Source organism: Vibrio ouci (assembly GCF_004551525.1).
Taxonomy (GTDB): Bacteria; Pseudomonadota; Gammaproteobacteria; order Enterobacterales; family Vibrionaceae; genus Vibrio; species Vibrio ouci.
Genome location: NZ_SATR01000020.1, coordinates 1 through 13,859, shown reverse-complemented (window position 1 = coordinate 13,859; position 13,859 = coordinate 1). Strand labels below are relative to the sequence as shown.

Genomic DNA, 13,859 nt, shown 5'->3' with positions numbered 1-13,859 from the left:
TATCGATGTCATTAGAGCCAGAGTATAAAGAGTGGCAGCAGATCTTAGATTTGATCAGCGAGAGCAGCCAATCCCAGCAACATGAAATGCTATTAACCATGTTGCTGACCCCTGATGAGAGAGAGGCCTTGGTCGCGCGAGTAAATATCTTTCGCGAGTTGCTTAAAGGGGATCTATCTCAAAGACAAATTAGTCAGATGCTCGGCGTGGGGATTGCAACCATTACCCGCGGCTCTAATGAACTGAAATCAAAGAGCGCAGAAGAGAAGCAAGAGATTGCTCAACTGCTAGAAAAGAAAGAAGGGTGCCAATAGGCACCCTTCTTGTTTGTACTACAGATTATAAGTTGGCAGGGAAGTGCTCTGGGTTAACAAAGGGAATCAGCGCTAGAATTAACGCCTGATGATAGACGGAACTACGGGTCAGTAGGTCATGGGTCAGTAGACTAATTGCCCCGCCTTTTTGTTTAATGTTCTCGGTAGCAAACACTTCATCCATGACATCACCTAGTTCATTAGCGTGCTGAAGCTTTTCGATGACAACAGGTGGAAGCATCAGGCTCGCTGAGCGTGACTCACCACGATGAGTCGCGGATTCAATCACCATCCAAGCGAATGTAACACTGCCTTCGATCCCTGCTTCAAGGCCAACATAATAGTCGCCACTACTGTATTCTGCTTTCGCGTTTGTAACTCGATTGAGCGCGCCCGTATGAGTCTCTTCATTGCTCATTGGCTGATCGGCCACGCCGCTTGCAACGCTTACCCCAATAAATTCAAATGGTTCGTCGTTAAATGATGCCTCAAACGCACTTTTTACTGCGTTAATTTTAGCCGGATTAAGCGAGGCTACAATAACCTTCTTCATGGACATCAAGGTTTCCTTCTTGGGCTTTATGATCATGTTTTAACTGAGCCAAAGAGAGCGGTGGTGATAAATAATAGCCTTGCATATAGTCACACTTGTTTTCGGCCAACCAATGATGCATCTCTTCTGACTCAATGCCTTCGGCGGTTACTATCATAGATTGAGAGTGGCAAAGATCAACTAGCGGTTTTACCACTTGATGATTGTCGGTTTTGATTAAGGTCTCTAAGAATTCGCGATCAAATTTAATCTTCTGCACTGGGTATTCGACCAGTTGGGTAATTGAAGTGTAGCCAGAGCCAAAATCATCAATCGTCAGTTTAAAGCCCATTTGTGCCAACTCATGCAGTAATAAGTAGCTTTGTGAATCTGAAGCGAAGGTTTCCGTTATCTCAAAATCAATCAAGTGAGGTGTCACTGGGTATTGAATCATTAATGATTGAATATCACTGGCCAGTTGCAGTGAATCTAATTCAGCGGAAGATAGATTAATCGACAGATTAATCGGGGCTTCAAAACAGCTTTGCAGTTTTGAGAAGTCTTTAAAAGCTTGTTTGATAACCCAACGGTCAATGGTACCAAACAGGCCAATTTGCTCTGAAATTGGAATGAACTCGCTTGGATTGACCTTACCTAATAGAGGTGAATCCCAACGTAGCAGAGCTTCAACACCCTTAATGATTTGTCCAGTGCGATCGAAATAGGGTTGGTATAGCAAGGTGAACTCGTTTTCTAAGTCACCATTTCTTAATGCGCGTTCTACTTGCGCTTGACGACGAGAAACCTCATCAAGGGCTTTGGAGTAATGGGCAATTTGGTTTTTACCTGCACGCTTGGCTTGATACATCGCGGTATCTGCGTGTGACAGTAGCTTAGCGAGCTTAGTACCGTCTTCTGGAAACGAAGCAATGCCAATACTGGCAGTGATAGGAAAGTTACCAATTGAGCTATAGGCTGGGTTTTGAATCGGTTCGAGCACCGCCTGAGCTAAGCTTTCTGCATAACTGGTATTGTGAGCGGAGGCAATAAAGATGGCAAACTCATCCCCAGACAGTCGAGAGGCTAAGCATTTAATTCCGTGACGGCGTTCGTATTCAAGGCTGATACGTTTGATATGTTCAGCAAAGCTTACCAGTAGAGAGTCGCCAATGTGGTGGCCATACTTGTCATTAACGTACTTAAAGTTGTCGAGGTCGATATACAAAATCCAAGCAAACTTATGGACTAACTTTTGCGCGAGAGCACATTCAACATAGGTTTGAAATTGATATCGATTAGCTAATTGAGTGAGGTGATCATTTTCCGCCATCGCTTTAGTCTTCTGATAGCTTGAATTGAGCTCTTTATACATATCGTAGAAGCGAATCGATAGACGGCCAATCTCATTGTCGTTGTTCAGCTTTTCAATATTGCTGCGCCTTTTCATCTCAACATCTTGCAGCTGACGATCAAGGTGAGTAATAGGTTTAATCACATGGCGGTAGAGCAAAAATAGTAGGATGAGTACTGTAACTAATGACGAGGCGCCAAATGACATCAGCAATCGTTGTTCAATTTTGGCTAATTTCTCTGTCGTAAGGTATTGAGCGGGATCGAGAATGGCATGAAGGCCGGGTTTGAGTTCTACCGATTGTGATAGCCCTGATTTGATTACGGGTTCATCTGCAAAGAAGATACTACTATCGTTATCAAATTCTAAGATGTGTTTAAGTTGGTCGAACTTTTCTAAAGATAAGGAAACAACGATGAAGAAGATCTGGTCTTTATTGTAGCTAAGCGGGGAGACTAACGTGCTCCTGTCTAACACATCATAGCGAACCAATATGCTTTGTCCCTGATAGCTTTTGGCAAAGCCAGTATAGGAGTTATGTCCGGTATCTTGGTAAATATTCTTAACGTAATTTAAGACGTTTTCATCAAGGGAAGCAAAAGGGTCTGTTTGATTGTCGGCATAGAACTGAATGTTCTGGTTACTATCAACGATGGCGACGGCAATATCATCTTGTATATTGGCTTGTAAGTTTTCAATCGTTGTCTGTAGGTTGCTAATCAGTTTCATCTCTCGGTAGGGATTATCTCCTTGACCGAAATAATTACGGATAATGTCGCTCTTAGTTAGGGTCAGAGAGTAACTGTTGATTAGGGCTAATGATTGACGAAAGTGCCCAGCAAGTTTCTCCATAGAAAGTTGCAGGTAACTGTTTTCTCGTTTAATTAGCGCATCTTTTTGATTGATATAAATGCTATAGCTAGAGACAGCTGCACTTAACATAATCACCGGTGCGACAAGTAATAATACTCTAGTGTTTAGCTTCATGACGTTTCAGTAACTGGTTAATCATTTTTACTCTCATACTGATATTTTCTGCCGAGAGTTCACTATCTATTCTGGCGTTTTTCATACGCTCTTGTGATGGGAACAATGATGCATCATCTAAATACCAATCAGGTAATAGTTCTATAGCACTTAAGTTGGGCGTAGCAGCTTTGATATCAGTTGCATTCTTTGCAGCAACACTGGGATCCATCAAGTAGTTTAAAAATGCTTTCGCCGCTTGTTTGTTTTCGGAATGGCTAGCGACGGCTAGGCAATCGACCCAAAGAAATATTTCACCCTCAGGGATGACATAGTCCCATTTATCTTGACCAAAGAAGCGATTTAATGAGTACTGATCGCCACTGTAAGCCAAAGCGATTTGCAACTGGTTAGGATCAGACTGGCTGCGGATATAGCTCAGGATGTACTCGTATGTTAAGACGTTATCATTGAACTCCATGATGGAGGAATAAGCTGCTTGAAGGTCTGCAGAGTTCGCTGTAGTGGGGGACAAGCCTAAGCTATAGAAGATAGGTAAAAAGGTTTCGATACTGTCATTGATTAGGCCTATTTTGCCAGCCCATTCACCGCTGGGGTGAACGAACTCTTGCCATGTTAAAGGAGGCGCTTGAATCAGGTCTTTTCGATAGGCGAGCCCGACGGTTCCCCAGAAGTAGGGAATTGCATGAGTGCCACAAGCTTGGTTCCACTGACGCTTATTGTGTGACCGATTAGTAAGGTGAGACAAATCTTCAAATACGTCCAGTCGACCATATATCTGAGCGGAGACGTTATCTAGAACCACAATATCAAATGGCAGTTGGACACTCTTCATCATTAATAAGCTTCGTTCATCATCATTGTCAAAATGAGATAGTGTGATAGGTACACCGGTTTGTTTTTCCCAGTCACTGCGGACGTTAGGTGACAAGGTGTCTTCCCACATATAAATGTTGAGAGGAGTTTCAGAGGCGAAGCTAATAGAGCTGACAAATAAGAATAGTGATAAGAAAGGAACTCTCATACTGACTAGGTATTACCTTTTGAATAAATCTGAAGGGACAGGCTTATCAGAGTCAGTGAATTCGAGCTGACACAACACTAATATGCAACTTAATATCCAGCGATACTAAAAATATTAATAAAATGTGTCAGCTAGGAGAGTGTATTTATTTGACCTGCGTAGGTTTATTTATTGTAATTTTACCTGAGTCGGTTTCACATTTTCGCTTGGGTAGCAGCCCAATACTTTCAAATGTTTGGTGATTTTAGTTAGCTCATTGAGTGCTTGTTGCATCTGAACAGAGTCTAAATGCGACTCTAAGTCGACATAAAACATCTCTTCCCAAGGGTTACCCATGATTGGGCGCGACTCTAGCTTAGTCATATTAATGCTGTAACGCTGCAGCACTAACAACGTCTCAACCAATGAGCCAGCATCTTGAGACGTTGACATGATCAGTGTCGTTTTCGCTGGGATCTGCGCAGAAACTTCGACTGGTTTACGTGCAACAACGATAAAGCGGGTGTGGTTTTCTGTTTGATTGGCGATATTGCTCTGGATTGGCTGTAGACCATACAGTTTGCCACTCGACGCATTACCAATGGCCGCGACGTCTGTACGCTTCATATCTTTCACTTTTCGCATCGCATCAGCAGTACTTGCACATGATTCAAGCTTTACACCATCTAGCTTGCTCAAAAACTCACTGCATTGCGCATGTGGCTGAGGGTGCGAGTAGAGCGTTTTGATCTCTTCTAGTCTTAAGTCTGCGGTAGCAACCAAGCAGTGCTCAATCGGTAATGTTAGCTCGCCAACAATGTACAGCGTGGTGTGCTGCAGTAAGTCGTACACTTCATTGATTGAACCAGAGCTGGTGTTCTCGATAGGTAGAACGCCGTAGTCAGCATGGCCTGACTCTACAGTGTTGGTGACTTCTTTAAAATGTTCGCAGTTGAGTTCGATAAGCTCTGTATTCTTACGGCTGAAGTACTCACGGCTTGCCAAGTGAGAATATGAACCTTTAGAACCGAGAAAAGCGACGCGTGCTAAGGGTTTACGGCTAAGCTCAGGGTTAGCTAGGTTTTGTAGGTACGACTGCTGAAGAAGAACCGAGTCTTCGATAATAGTGTGGAATAGCTTAGTGATGTATTGCGCATCAAGGTCGTATTTTTGATAGCCGTTATTGATCAGTTTAACCAGCAATTGCTGTTCTCTGTCGGCATCACGGACTGGTTTTGATGTTTGGACTTTGCTTTTTGCCACTTCAATACTCATTTGACGACGCTCCGACAACAGCTTCAGCAGTTGGTCATCCAGTTCATTTAATCGTAAGCGTATTTCTTCAAGCGAGTATTTTTGGTCAGTCATCCTAGTATTCCTCATAAAAAAAGCCTCCCTTTGGGAGGCTTTCTGTTCGTTTTTGACTTATCTTTCGAAAACGAGAGAGCCTCCAAGCCTAGTGGAGAAAAAATAAGTCAAAAAAGAACAGAGTTGTGTTGTGCATATTCATAGGCTTTGTTGTGAATCTTTAAACACCATAAGCAACCGAGAATGGAGCGTCAAGCAAAAAAATAGCGCCATTCGGCGCTATTTTTCTCAATCCTCTAATTTTATATTTCTATTCCACTTCTTCTTCCAGCTCAGGCTTGTCTGTACGACGTGCTTCTGGCTTGTGGCGTAGTTTGTTTAGCTGACGTTCTAGTTTCTGTTCTACCTCGTTAACGGCAGCGTATAAATCTTCGTGTGTTGCGGATGCGATAAGTTGGCCTTTCGGTACAGTAATTACAGCTTCAAATTTTTTCTGCTTATTTGGTTCTTCGCTGAAGCTTGCCTGACAACCGATAATATCTACTTGCCACTTTTCTAGCTTTTTAAACTTGCTCTCAATGTGAGTGCGGATTGCAGAGGTGATGTCGATGTTTTTACCAGTGATGTTTACTTTCATAGATGTTTTCCTCTGTGTCATCCCTCATGGGTTAACTCCAGATTACTTATCCCATGGAGAAATAATGTGACCCAGATCATCATTCCGGTAGTGTTTTTATTAGCTAAATTCAAACGTGATCTGGCTCAAAGTGTGTGACTATTTTGCATCGAAAAAGCTTGTCTCGTTTAAAAAACTCATTAGATTGGAAGAGGTAAACAACTAAAAATCATCTGTTTTTTAGTGGCTTAATACGGCCTGATAAAAAGCACTGATTAGGATTTGACCATTCAATGTTTGTGAATTGAATTCCAGATTTCTCAACGCTTTATTTTCCTCCCCCCTTTCTGACTTTGTACTAATCATCAATCACTAGTGACGGCGAGTTTTGATGATTTTGTGTTGCTTGAGATTCCCTGACTTGTTTTAAAGCATTCAGCTGCTTGTAGATAATGAAATAACGATTGATGTTCGAGACGTAATGGACTGGCTCACGACCGATATTTCTCCTCGCCATGATTTCGACGTTGCGAAACCACTTATTAGGGTCATAGCCATTTCTCTCCGCTAGGCGGCGCATTTTGCGGATATTAGCTGGGCCAGCGTTATAGGCGGCAAGTGAAAAGTAGACTTGATCTTCAGGTATAATCGACTCATCACTAAAGTAACGATCTTTGATAAAACGCATATACTTCACACCAGCATGGATGTTGTTTTCGACTTGGTAGATGTCTGGGATGTTGACGTTGGGATCTTTGGCAGTGCTTGGCAGGACTTGCATTACCCCTACAGCCCCCTTGTGTGACACTTTACTTTGGTCTAAACCTGATTCTTGGAAGCCCTGAGCAGATATCATCAATGAGTCGAAACTGTATTGTTCAGAGTAGACTTCAAATATCTCTGATAGTGACTCTAATTTGGTCATGTATTGAGGGTTTAACACTCGCTTGAGCCACTTGGTGTTATCTAGATATTTGCCATATATCACGTTTCCCAGCAGTGTGCCTGAACGATACTTCTTCAAGTATTGATTGACGAAAGCTTCCAACTTAGGGCTGTTCTTTCTCATTGCCCAGGCAATTTGGCCCTCTTCGCGAAGTGGAATCGCATCATGAACTTGGATGTTATTCATTACCTTGAGCCAGAGTTCGGTTTTGTGGCTATCTAAAATAGTGGCAGGAATGTGTCCTTGATTCACTAATTCAATTAACTCTAAGTCTTGTAACGTTTCTTCGATAAAGCGAACAATGACAGGGGCTTTTCCTTGTTTATCAAGCTCGGTATTGAGTTTTTGCAAGCTTTCGAAATAGCTTGAACTAGCACGCACCCAGATCTCCTTACCACTCAATGACCAAAGTGAGTCGATCGGCGGATGGCTTTTATGGGTCACGAGTAACTCATCGACTTTTTTTAACACAGGAGCACTAAAGTCGACCTGTTCCTTTCTGGCTGAGGTAATCGTCAAGTTAGCCACGACTAAATCGCCAAAGCCCTTTTCTAGTGAAGGCAGCAGTTCATCTCTATGAACCGGAATGACTTGAAGGTTAAAGTAAGAAGAACGTTGTCTTAGCTCTTTTTCAAAGTGGTATAAGAGTTCAGCTAAGATACCTTTCGGTTTGCCACCTTCGACATAGTAAAAACCGAGATCAGCTGCGACAAGCACTCGAATCACGCCTTTTTTCTCGAGAGCAGGGAGATCACCCATGTAGGGTTGTTTTTGCATCGGAGACAAAGATAGTGCGCTCGACTGACCAGCATATAAACTAAAGATTAAGGCAAGAAAAATTACTCGTAGCATGAAACACCTCTAAACCACATTGATTAAAATGTAGTCCCAAAGTAAAGCTCACGCAAAATACTAGATATAAAAAAACGCCTCAGGTTAGAGGCGTTTTTTTCTTATTTTATAGCTGCTTATTGAGGGTTTAGCTCAATCAACTTCTCAGTGCGCTCAATGGCATCTTGCAGGTTTAGCTGCTTATACGCTTCAAGCTGAATCTCAAGTGACTTTCGAGCGGCTTCGGTATTCGGGTAGGTTTTTTGAAGCTCTTGAGTACGATTGATTGCTGCAATCCATGCTTCTCTACGTAGATAGAAATCTGCCGTTGCTAAGTCATATTCAGCTAGACGATTTTTTAGAGCGTACATGCGCTTTTGCGAATCTTCCGCGTATGGGCTAGAAGGGTATCGTTCAAGGAGCTTTTTAAAATCAGCAAACGCCTTTTTAACCGGTTCAGGGTCACGATCGCTACGATCGACATTGAACAAGTCATGCATGAAGTTTCGGTCTTGTGCCATATGGGTAAGGCCGCGCATGTAAAGTACCCAGTCTAATTTTTCGTGGGTAGGGTTCAAGCGCATAAAGCGTTCGATAGTTGCAAGACCTAAAGCAAGATCATCATTTTTGTAGTAGGCGTAGATCAAGTCTAACTGAACTTGCTCAGAGTAAGCACCAAACGGGTAACGAGAATCTAGAGCCTCTAGCTTTTCAATTGCAGTTAGCCAGTTACCACTTTGAAGCGAAATCTGTGCATCTGAGTAGAGCTCAGATGGTGGCACGTCTGGAACAACTTCTTCGCTGCTAGAGCAGCCAACCAGTAGTGATAATGCCAACAAGCCAGATAAAGTATGCTTTTTCATGTCAGGATTCGATTCCTTGAGATAAATATTTTAGTTGCTTCCGTTACTTTCTAAGCAGTAACAGATACAATGTCCAATAGTACATTTTTCCACAGTAGTGACAATTAGTCTCACAGTTTTTAAAAAAGTTCGATATGGCTCAGCAGATTGAATTAACAAATACAGTAAAAGATAGCCAATTAGGTCAACGCCTAGATCAAGCTATCGCCGAATTATTCGCTGACTTTTCTCGCTCGCGCCTAAAGGAATGGCTGCTTGGCGGTAAAGTTAAAGTTAACGGTGAAGTGATTACAAAGCCTCGCACCAAGGTTATGGGTGGCGAGGAAATCATCCTGCAAGCGGAACTTGAAGATGAAGAGCGTTGGGAAGCACAAGACATCCCACTGGATATCGTTTATGAAGATGACGATATTTTAGTGATCAACAAACCTCGTGGTTTTGTTGTTCATCCAGGTGCGGGTACGCCAGATGGTACCGTGCTAAACGCTCTGCTACATCACTACCCAAATATCGCGGAAGTTCCTCGCGCAGGTATTGTGCACCGTCTCGATAAAGATACGACAGGTTTGATGGTGGTAGCAAAAACTGTCCCAGCTCAAACTCGTTTAGTTCGTGCGCTACAGAAAAAACGTAACTTTGTACGTGAATATGAAGCTATCGCGATTGGTCGTATGACCGCTGGTGGACGAGTAGAGCAACCAATCGGTCGCCACTCAACCAAGCGAACCTTGATGGCGGTAACGCCTACGGGTAAGCCTGCAATTACTCATTACCGTGTTGCGGAACACTTCCGTGAGCATACGCGTATCCGTTTACGCCTAGAAACAGGTCGTACTCACCAGATTCGTGTTCATATGTCTTATTTGCAACATCCTCTATTAGGGGATACCGCATACGGTGGTCGCGCACGTATTCCAAGTGGTGCGTCAGAAGAGCTAGCGAACCACATTCGCAGCTTTGATCGTCAAGCGCTTCATGCGGTAATGCTCAAATTTGAGCACCCAATTACTGGTGAAGAAGTGGAGTTTCATGCTCCAGTGCCTGACGATATGGTCGAAATGGCAGAAGCACTGCGTCAAGATACTCAAGAACACGGCTTAAAAGACGAGTTTTAAGTATGGAAATGATCACCCCTAACTGGCCTGCCAAAAAACAGGTTAAAGCCATCGCGTCGACAAGAGTGGGTGGCTTTTCGATTGGTCCGTATCAAGGGCTAAACCTAGGCACTCATGTTGGGGATGAGCAAGCTATCGTAGTGAAAAACCGCGCCGACTTAGCGCTTGCGGCAAGCATGCCATCAGCACCTATATGGTTGAACCAAACGCATTCTACCGTAGTGGAAGATGCATTTGAGCCAACAGAACAAGTGATAGATGCCGATGGCCTGTTTACAGCTTCTGCTGGTGTGGTTTGCTCTGCGATGACGGCAGATTGTCTTCCAGTGTTGCTTACCAATATAGAGGGCACCCAAGTGGCTGCCGTTCATGCTGGTTGGCGTGGCTTAGCAAATGGCATTGTCGAAAATGCGGTTGCTAAGTTTGATGGTGAAGTCATGGCTTGGATTGGCCCAGCAATTGGTCAGGCTGCATTTGAAGTCGGCCAAGATGTTGTTGATGCTTTTACTTCAGTGATTCCTGAGGCCGAGCAAGCGTTCACCGCTAAGTTAGAACTGGGAAAGTGGCTTGCTGATATGAATATGTTGGTGACTCAACGACTCAATAGTGTCGGTGTTGATCAAGTTTACTACAGCAATCTGTGTACATTTGAAAATGCTAACCGTTTCTACTCTTATCGCCGAGACGGGATAACTGGTCGACAAGCAACTTTTATCTGGATCGAAAAATAATCGTCTATTTTCATAACGGAAAGCGACGACATCCCCTTGAAAATCCCTCAAAGCGTATCCATCTTTCATACTGATTAGTTATTTTTTCTCAGTTGAGGTAGGAAGGTAGATATGCATCTTGACAGATTTACTAGCAAATTCCAAATCGCTATATCTGACGCTCAGTCGCTTGCTTTAGGTCGCGACCATCAATACATCGAACCTGTGCATTTGATGGTGGCATTAATGGACCAAAATGGTAGTCCGATTCGTCCACTGCTGACGATGCTCAATGTCGATATTACGCATTTGCGCTCTAAGTTAAGCGAGATTTTAGATCGTTTACCGAAGGTGAGTGGTATTGGCGGTGACGTACAGTTGTCGAGTGCGATGGGCACTATGTTTAACCTGTGTGATAAGGTGGCTCAAAAGCGCCAGGACTCCTACATCTCATCTGAAGTCTTCCTGCTTGCTGCATTGGAAGATAAAGGCCCACTCGGCTCTTTGCTCAAAGAGTCTGGCTTAACTGAAGCTAAACTATCCGAAGCGATTGATAAAGTTCGTGGTGGTCAGAAAATTGATGACCCAAACGCAGAAGAGCTACGTCAAGCTCTAGAAAAGTTTACGATTGATCTGACCGAACGAGCTGAGCAAGGCAAGCTTGACCCAGTTATCGGTCGTGATGACGAGATTCGTCGCACTATTCAAGTCTTGCAACGCCGCACTAAAAATAACCCGGTCATTATTGGTGAGCCAGGGGTGGGTAAAACCGCGATTGTTGAAGGTTTAGCTCAGCGAATCATCAATAATGAAGTACCAGAAGGATTACGTGGTCGCCGAGTGCTCTCTTTAGATATGGGCGCTTTAGTCGCGGGTGCTAAATATCGTGGTGAATTTGAAGAACGCTTAAAGTCGGTATTGAATGAACTGTCAAAAGAAGAGGGCAACATCATCCTCTTTATTGATGAGATTCATACTATGGTTGGAGCGGGCAAAGGTGAAGGCTCAATGGATGCCGGAAATATGCTTAAGCCTGCTTTAGCACGAGGAGAGCTGCACTGTGTGGGGGCGACGACACTTGATGAATACCGCCAGTACATTGAAAAAGATCCTGCTCTCGAGCGACGTTTTCAAAAAGTCATTGTTGATGAGCCTAGTGTCGAAGATACCGTCGCTATCCTACGTGGATTGAAAGAACGCTATGAACTGCACCACCATGTGGAAATTACCGACCCTGCCATTGTTGCGGCGGCGAGTTTGTCTCATCGTTATGTATCTGATCGCCAACTACCAGATAAAGCGATCGATTTGATTGATGAAGCGGCTTCAAGTATCCGCATGCAAATCGACTCTAAGCCAGAGTCATTGGATAAGTTAGAGCGCAAAATCATTCAGTTGAAAATAGAACAGCAAGCGCTGACTAATGAACATGATGAAGCAAGTGAGAAGCGCTTAACCATCCTAAATGATGAGCTTAATGAAAAAGAACGCGCGTTTGCTGAACTCGAAGAAGTTTGGAATGCGGAGAAAGCGGCTCTATCTGGTACGCAACATATTAAATCAGAGCTAGAACAAGCGCGCATGGATATGGAGTTCGCACGACGTGCAGGTGATTTGAATCGCATGTCGGAACTGCAATACGGACGTATTCCTGAATTAGAGAAACAGTTAGATCTTGCGACTCAAGCTGAGATGCAAGAGATGACGTTGCTGCGAAACAAAGTCACCGATAACGAAATTGCCGATGTGCTCTCTAAGCAGACAGGCATTCCTGTCTCTAAAATGCTCGAAGCAGAAAAAGAGAAACTGCTGCGTATGGAAGAGGTGCTGCATAAACGTGTCATCGGACAGACCGAAGCGGTAGAAGTGGTTGCGAATGCGATTCGACGTAGCCGCGCTGGCTTATCAGACCCAAATCAGCCAATTGGTTCGTTCCTCTTTTTGGGGCCAACGGGCGTCGGTAAAACTGAATTATGTAAAACGCTAGCTAACTTCATGTTCGATAGTGAAGATGCGATGGTTCGTATCGACATGTCGGAGTTTATGGAGAAGCACTCGGTGGCACGCTTAGTCGGTGCGCCTCCGGGTTATGTCGGTTATGAAGAAGGTGGCTATCTGACAGAAGCTGTACGCCGCAAACCTTATTCTGTGATCTTGTTAGATGAAGTAGAGAAGGCTCACCCGGATGTATTCAACATACTGCTGCAAGTTTTAGATGATGGCCGCTTAACGGATGGACAGGGTCGAACGGTCGATTTTCGTAACACGGTTGTAATTATGACGTCGAACCTTGGTTCAGCACGTATTCAAGAAAACTTCGCCACGCTCGATTACCAAGGGATGAAAGAGCAAGTGATGGATGTGGTGAGTAAACACTTCCGTCCTGAGTTCTTAAACCGAGTAGATGAGAGTGTTGTCTTCCACCCACTTGGCCAAGAGCATATTAAGTCTATTGCCTCTATACAGCTTTTGAGACTTTCAAAACGTATGGAAGAGAAAGGTTACTCATTGGATGTATCGGACAAAGCGCTTGATCTGATAGCGCAAGTTGGTTTCGATCCAGTATATGGTGCAAGGCCGTTAAAGCGTGCGATCCAGCAAAGTGTAGAAAACCCACTTGCTAAAGCGATTCTCGCGGGCAAAGTAATACCAGACAAACCGGTGAAACTACTGGTAAGCAACGATCAGATAATTGCGCATCAATAGTTTTCATCAAAGTAAACGATAAAGAAGGGCCTAAATTTAGGCCCTTTTGTGTTCTTTTTATGCTTATTGATGAATTGTTGAGCTAACGACTTAAAAAACGCATTTTTATTGAAAATAGGGGTTGCGCTTAGTTCGGAACTCCCTATAATGCGCCTCCGTTGTCACGGGAAACCAAGCTAACAAGCAATGATAACAGCGGCGGTGAAAGTTAAATGATAACTTTCGAAGAAATAACGAAAAAAGTGTTTGACACAATAAGTTATCTCGATAAAATGGCCGTCCGTTTTGAGCAGAGCCCAAAACGAAGTTCTTTAAAAATATAGACCTATCAATCTGTGTGGGCACTCGTTGATGATAATCCAATTAGAAATTTCTCTTAATAAAGAGCGGTTTCAAATTAGGTTTCAATGAAACGAAGTGACCAATACGAATAATTACTTTCTTTATAGAGAGGGGTTATTTGGCACAGTCAATTCATTATCGTTCTGTTGGAACGATAATAGCTTTAAAATTACACAGTAGTTTTGAAGTCAGTATTCATTGAGCCGAACAAAATCTTAAATTGAAGAGTTTGATC

Annotated in this window: 11 protein-coding genes and 1 other annotated feature; of the genes, 4 read left to right on the top strand and 7 right to left on the bottom strand. The window is 43.4% G+C overall.

The window, feature by feature from the left end:
- Nucleotides 1-5: 5 nt before the first annotated feature.
- Nucleotides 6-314, top strand: coding sequence for a trp operon repressor (trpR, locus tag ELS82_RS13695; protein WP_134836057.1), 309 nt, complete (start codon nucleotides 6-8; stop codon nucleotides 312-314).
- 25 nt (nucleotides 315-339) lie between these two features.
- Here trpR and yjjX read toward each other — a convergent pair whose 3' ends face one another.
- The 7 genes from yjjX to ELS82_RS13660 all read right to left on the bottom strand — a co-directional run bounded on the left by yjjX (nucleotide 340) and on the right by ELS82_RS13660 (nucleotide 8,751).
- Nucleotides 340-867, bottom strand: a complete 528-nt coding sequence (gene yjjX / locus ELS82_RS13690; RefSeq protein WP_167489322.1) for an inosine/xanthosine triphosphatase — start codon at nucleotides 865-867, stop codon at nucleotides 340-342.
- Complete coding sequence (locus ELS82_RS13685) at nucleotides 839-3,184, bottom strand: putative bifunctional diguanylate cyclase/phosphodiesterase (RefSeq protein ID WP_134835964.1); 2,346 nt, start codon at nucleotides 3,182-3,184, stop codon at nucleotides 839-841. The genes yjjX and ELS82_RS13685 overlap by 29 nt, the downstream gene beginning before the upstream one ends.
- The gene (locus ELS82_RS13680) at nucleotides 3,168-4,208 is read right to left on the bottom strand and encodes a polyamine ABC transporter substrate-binding protein (protein ID WP_134835963.1); all 1,041 of its coding nucleotides are present in this window, start codon (nucleotides 4,206-4,208) and stop codon (nucleotides 3,168-3,170) included. Before ELS82_RS13680 ends, ELS82_RS13685 begins: the two co-directional genes overlap by 17 nt.
- A 168-nt stretch (nucleotides 4,209-4,376) precedes the next feature.
- Nucleotides 4,377-5,555, bottom strand: a complete 1,179-nt coding sequence (pheA, locus tag ELS82_RS13675; RefSeq protein WP_134835962.1) for a prephenate dehydratase — start codon at nucleotides 5,553-5,555, stop codon at nucleotides 4,377-4,379.
- 13 nt (nucleotides 5,556-5,568) lie between these two features.
- Nucleotides 5,569-5,688: a sequence feature (Phe leader region), on the bottom strand.
- 117 nt (nucleotides 5,689-5,805) lie between these two features.
- Nucleotides 5,806-6,132 (bottom strand): ribosome hibernation-promoting factor, HPF/YfiA family, encoded by a 327-nt coding sequence (gene hpf, locus ELS82_RS13670; RefSeq protein ID WP_004410314.1) that lies wholly within the window; start codon nucleotides 6,130-6,132, stop codon nucleotides 5,806-5,808.
- A 337-nt stretch (nucleotides 6,133-6,469) separates the two neighbouring features.
- Nucleotides 6,470-7,909 (bottom strand): MltF family protein, encoded by a 1,440-nt coding sequence (locus tag ELS82_RS13665; protein WP_134835961.1) that lies wholly within the window; start codon nucleotides 7,907-7,909, stop codon nucleotides 6,470-6,472.
- Nucleotides 7,910-8,025: 116 nt separating this feature from the next.
- Nucleotides 8,026-8,751 carry an outer membrane protein assembly factor BamD gene (locus tag ELS82_RS13660; RefSeq protein WP_134835960.1) on the bottom strand — a complete coding sequence of 242 codons (726 nt, stop codon included), beginning with the start codon at nucleotides 8,749-8,751 and terminating at the stop codon, nucleotides 8,026-8,028.
- A gap of 134 nt (nucleotides 8,752-8,885) precedes the next feature.
- Between ELS82_RS13660 and rluD the strand changes: the two genes are divergently transcribed.
- From rluD to clpB, 3 genes are all read left to right on the top strand, one after another.
- On the top strand, nucleotides 8,886-9,866 hold the full coding sequence (gene rluD, locus ELS82_RS13655) for a 23S rRNA pseudouridine(1911/1915/1917) synthase RluD (protein ID WP_134835959.1): 981 nt from the start codon (nucleotides 8,886-8,888) through the stop codon (nucleotides 9,864-9,866).
- Nucleotides 9,867-9,868: 2 nt separating this feature from the next.
- Entirely contained in the window at nucleotides 9,869-10,597 is a 729-nt protein-coding gene (gene pgeF / locus ELS82_RS13650; protein ID WP_134835958.1) for a peptidoglycan editing factor PgeF, read from the top strand.
- 111 nt (nucleotides 10,598-10,708) lie between these two features.
- Nucleotides 10,709-13,282, top strand: a complete 2,574-nt coding sequence (gene clpB, locus ELS82_RS13645) for an ATP-dependent chaperone ClpB (RefSeq protein WP_134835957.1) — start codon at nucleotides 10,709-10,711, stop codon at nucleotides 13,280-13,282.
- Nucleotides 13,283-13,859 lie beyond the last annotated feature (577 nt).

Excerpts from the sequence above, each read along its gene's own strand:
- trpR (WP_134836057.1), top strand. The coding sequence starts at position 6 with ATGTCATTAGAGCCAGAGTATAAAGAGTGGCAGCAGATCTTAGATTTG.
- yjjX (WP_167489322.1), bottom strand. The coding sequence starts at position 867 with ATGAAGAAGGTTATTGTAGCCTCGCTTAATCCGGCTAAAATTAACGCA.
- ELS82_RS13685 (WP_134835964.1), bottom strand. The coding sequence starts at position 3,184 with ATGAAGCTAAACACTAGAGTATTATTACTTGTCGCACCGGTGATTATG.
- ELS82_RS13680 (WP_134835963.1), bottom strand. The coding sequence starts at position 4,208 with ATGAGAGTTCCTTTCTTATCACTATTCTTATTTGTCAGCTCTATTAGC.
- pheA (WP_134835962.1), bottom strand. The coding sequence starts at position 5,555 with ATGACTGACCAAAAATACTCGCTTGAAGAAATACGCTTACGATTAAAT.
- hpf (WP_004410314.1), bottom strand. The coding sequence starts at position 6,132 with ATGAAAGTAAACATCACTGGTAAAAACATCGACATCACCTCTGCAATC.
- ELS82_RS13665 (WP_134835961.1), bottom strand. The coding sequence starts at position 7,909 with ATGCTACGAGTAATTTTTCTTGCCTTAATCTTTAGTTTATATGCTGGT.
- ELS82_RS13660 (WP_134835960.1), bottom strand. The coding sequence starts at position 8,751 with ATGAAAAAGCATACTTTATCTGGCTTGTTGGCATTATCACTACTGGTT.
- rluD (WP_134835959.1), top strand. The coding sequence starts at position 8,886 with ATGGCTCAGCAGATTGAATTAACAAATACAGTAAAAGATAGCCAATTA.
- pgeF (WP_134835958.1), top strand. The coding sequence starts at position 9,869 with ATGGAAATGATCACCCCTAACTGGCCTGCCAAAAAACAGGTTAAAGCC.
- clpB (WP_134835957.1), top strand. The coding sequence starts at position 10,709 with ATGCATCTTGACAGATTTACTAGCAAATTCCAAATCGCTATATCTGAC.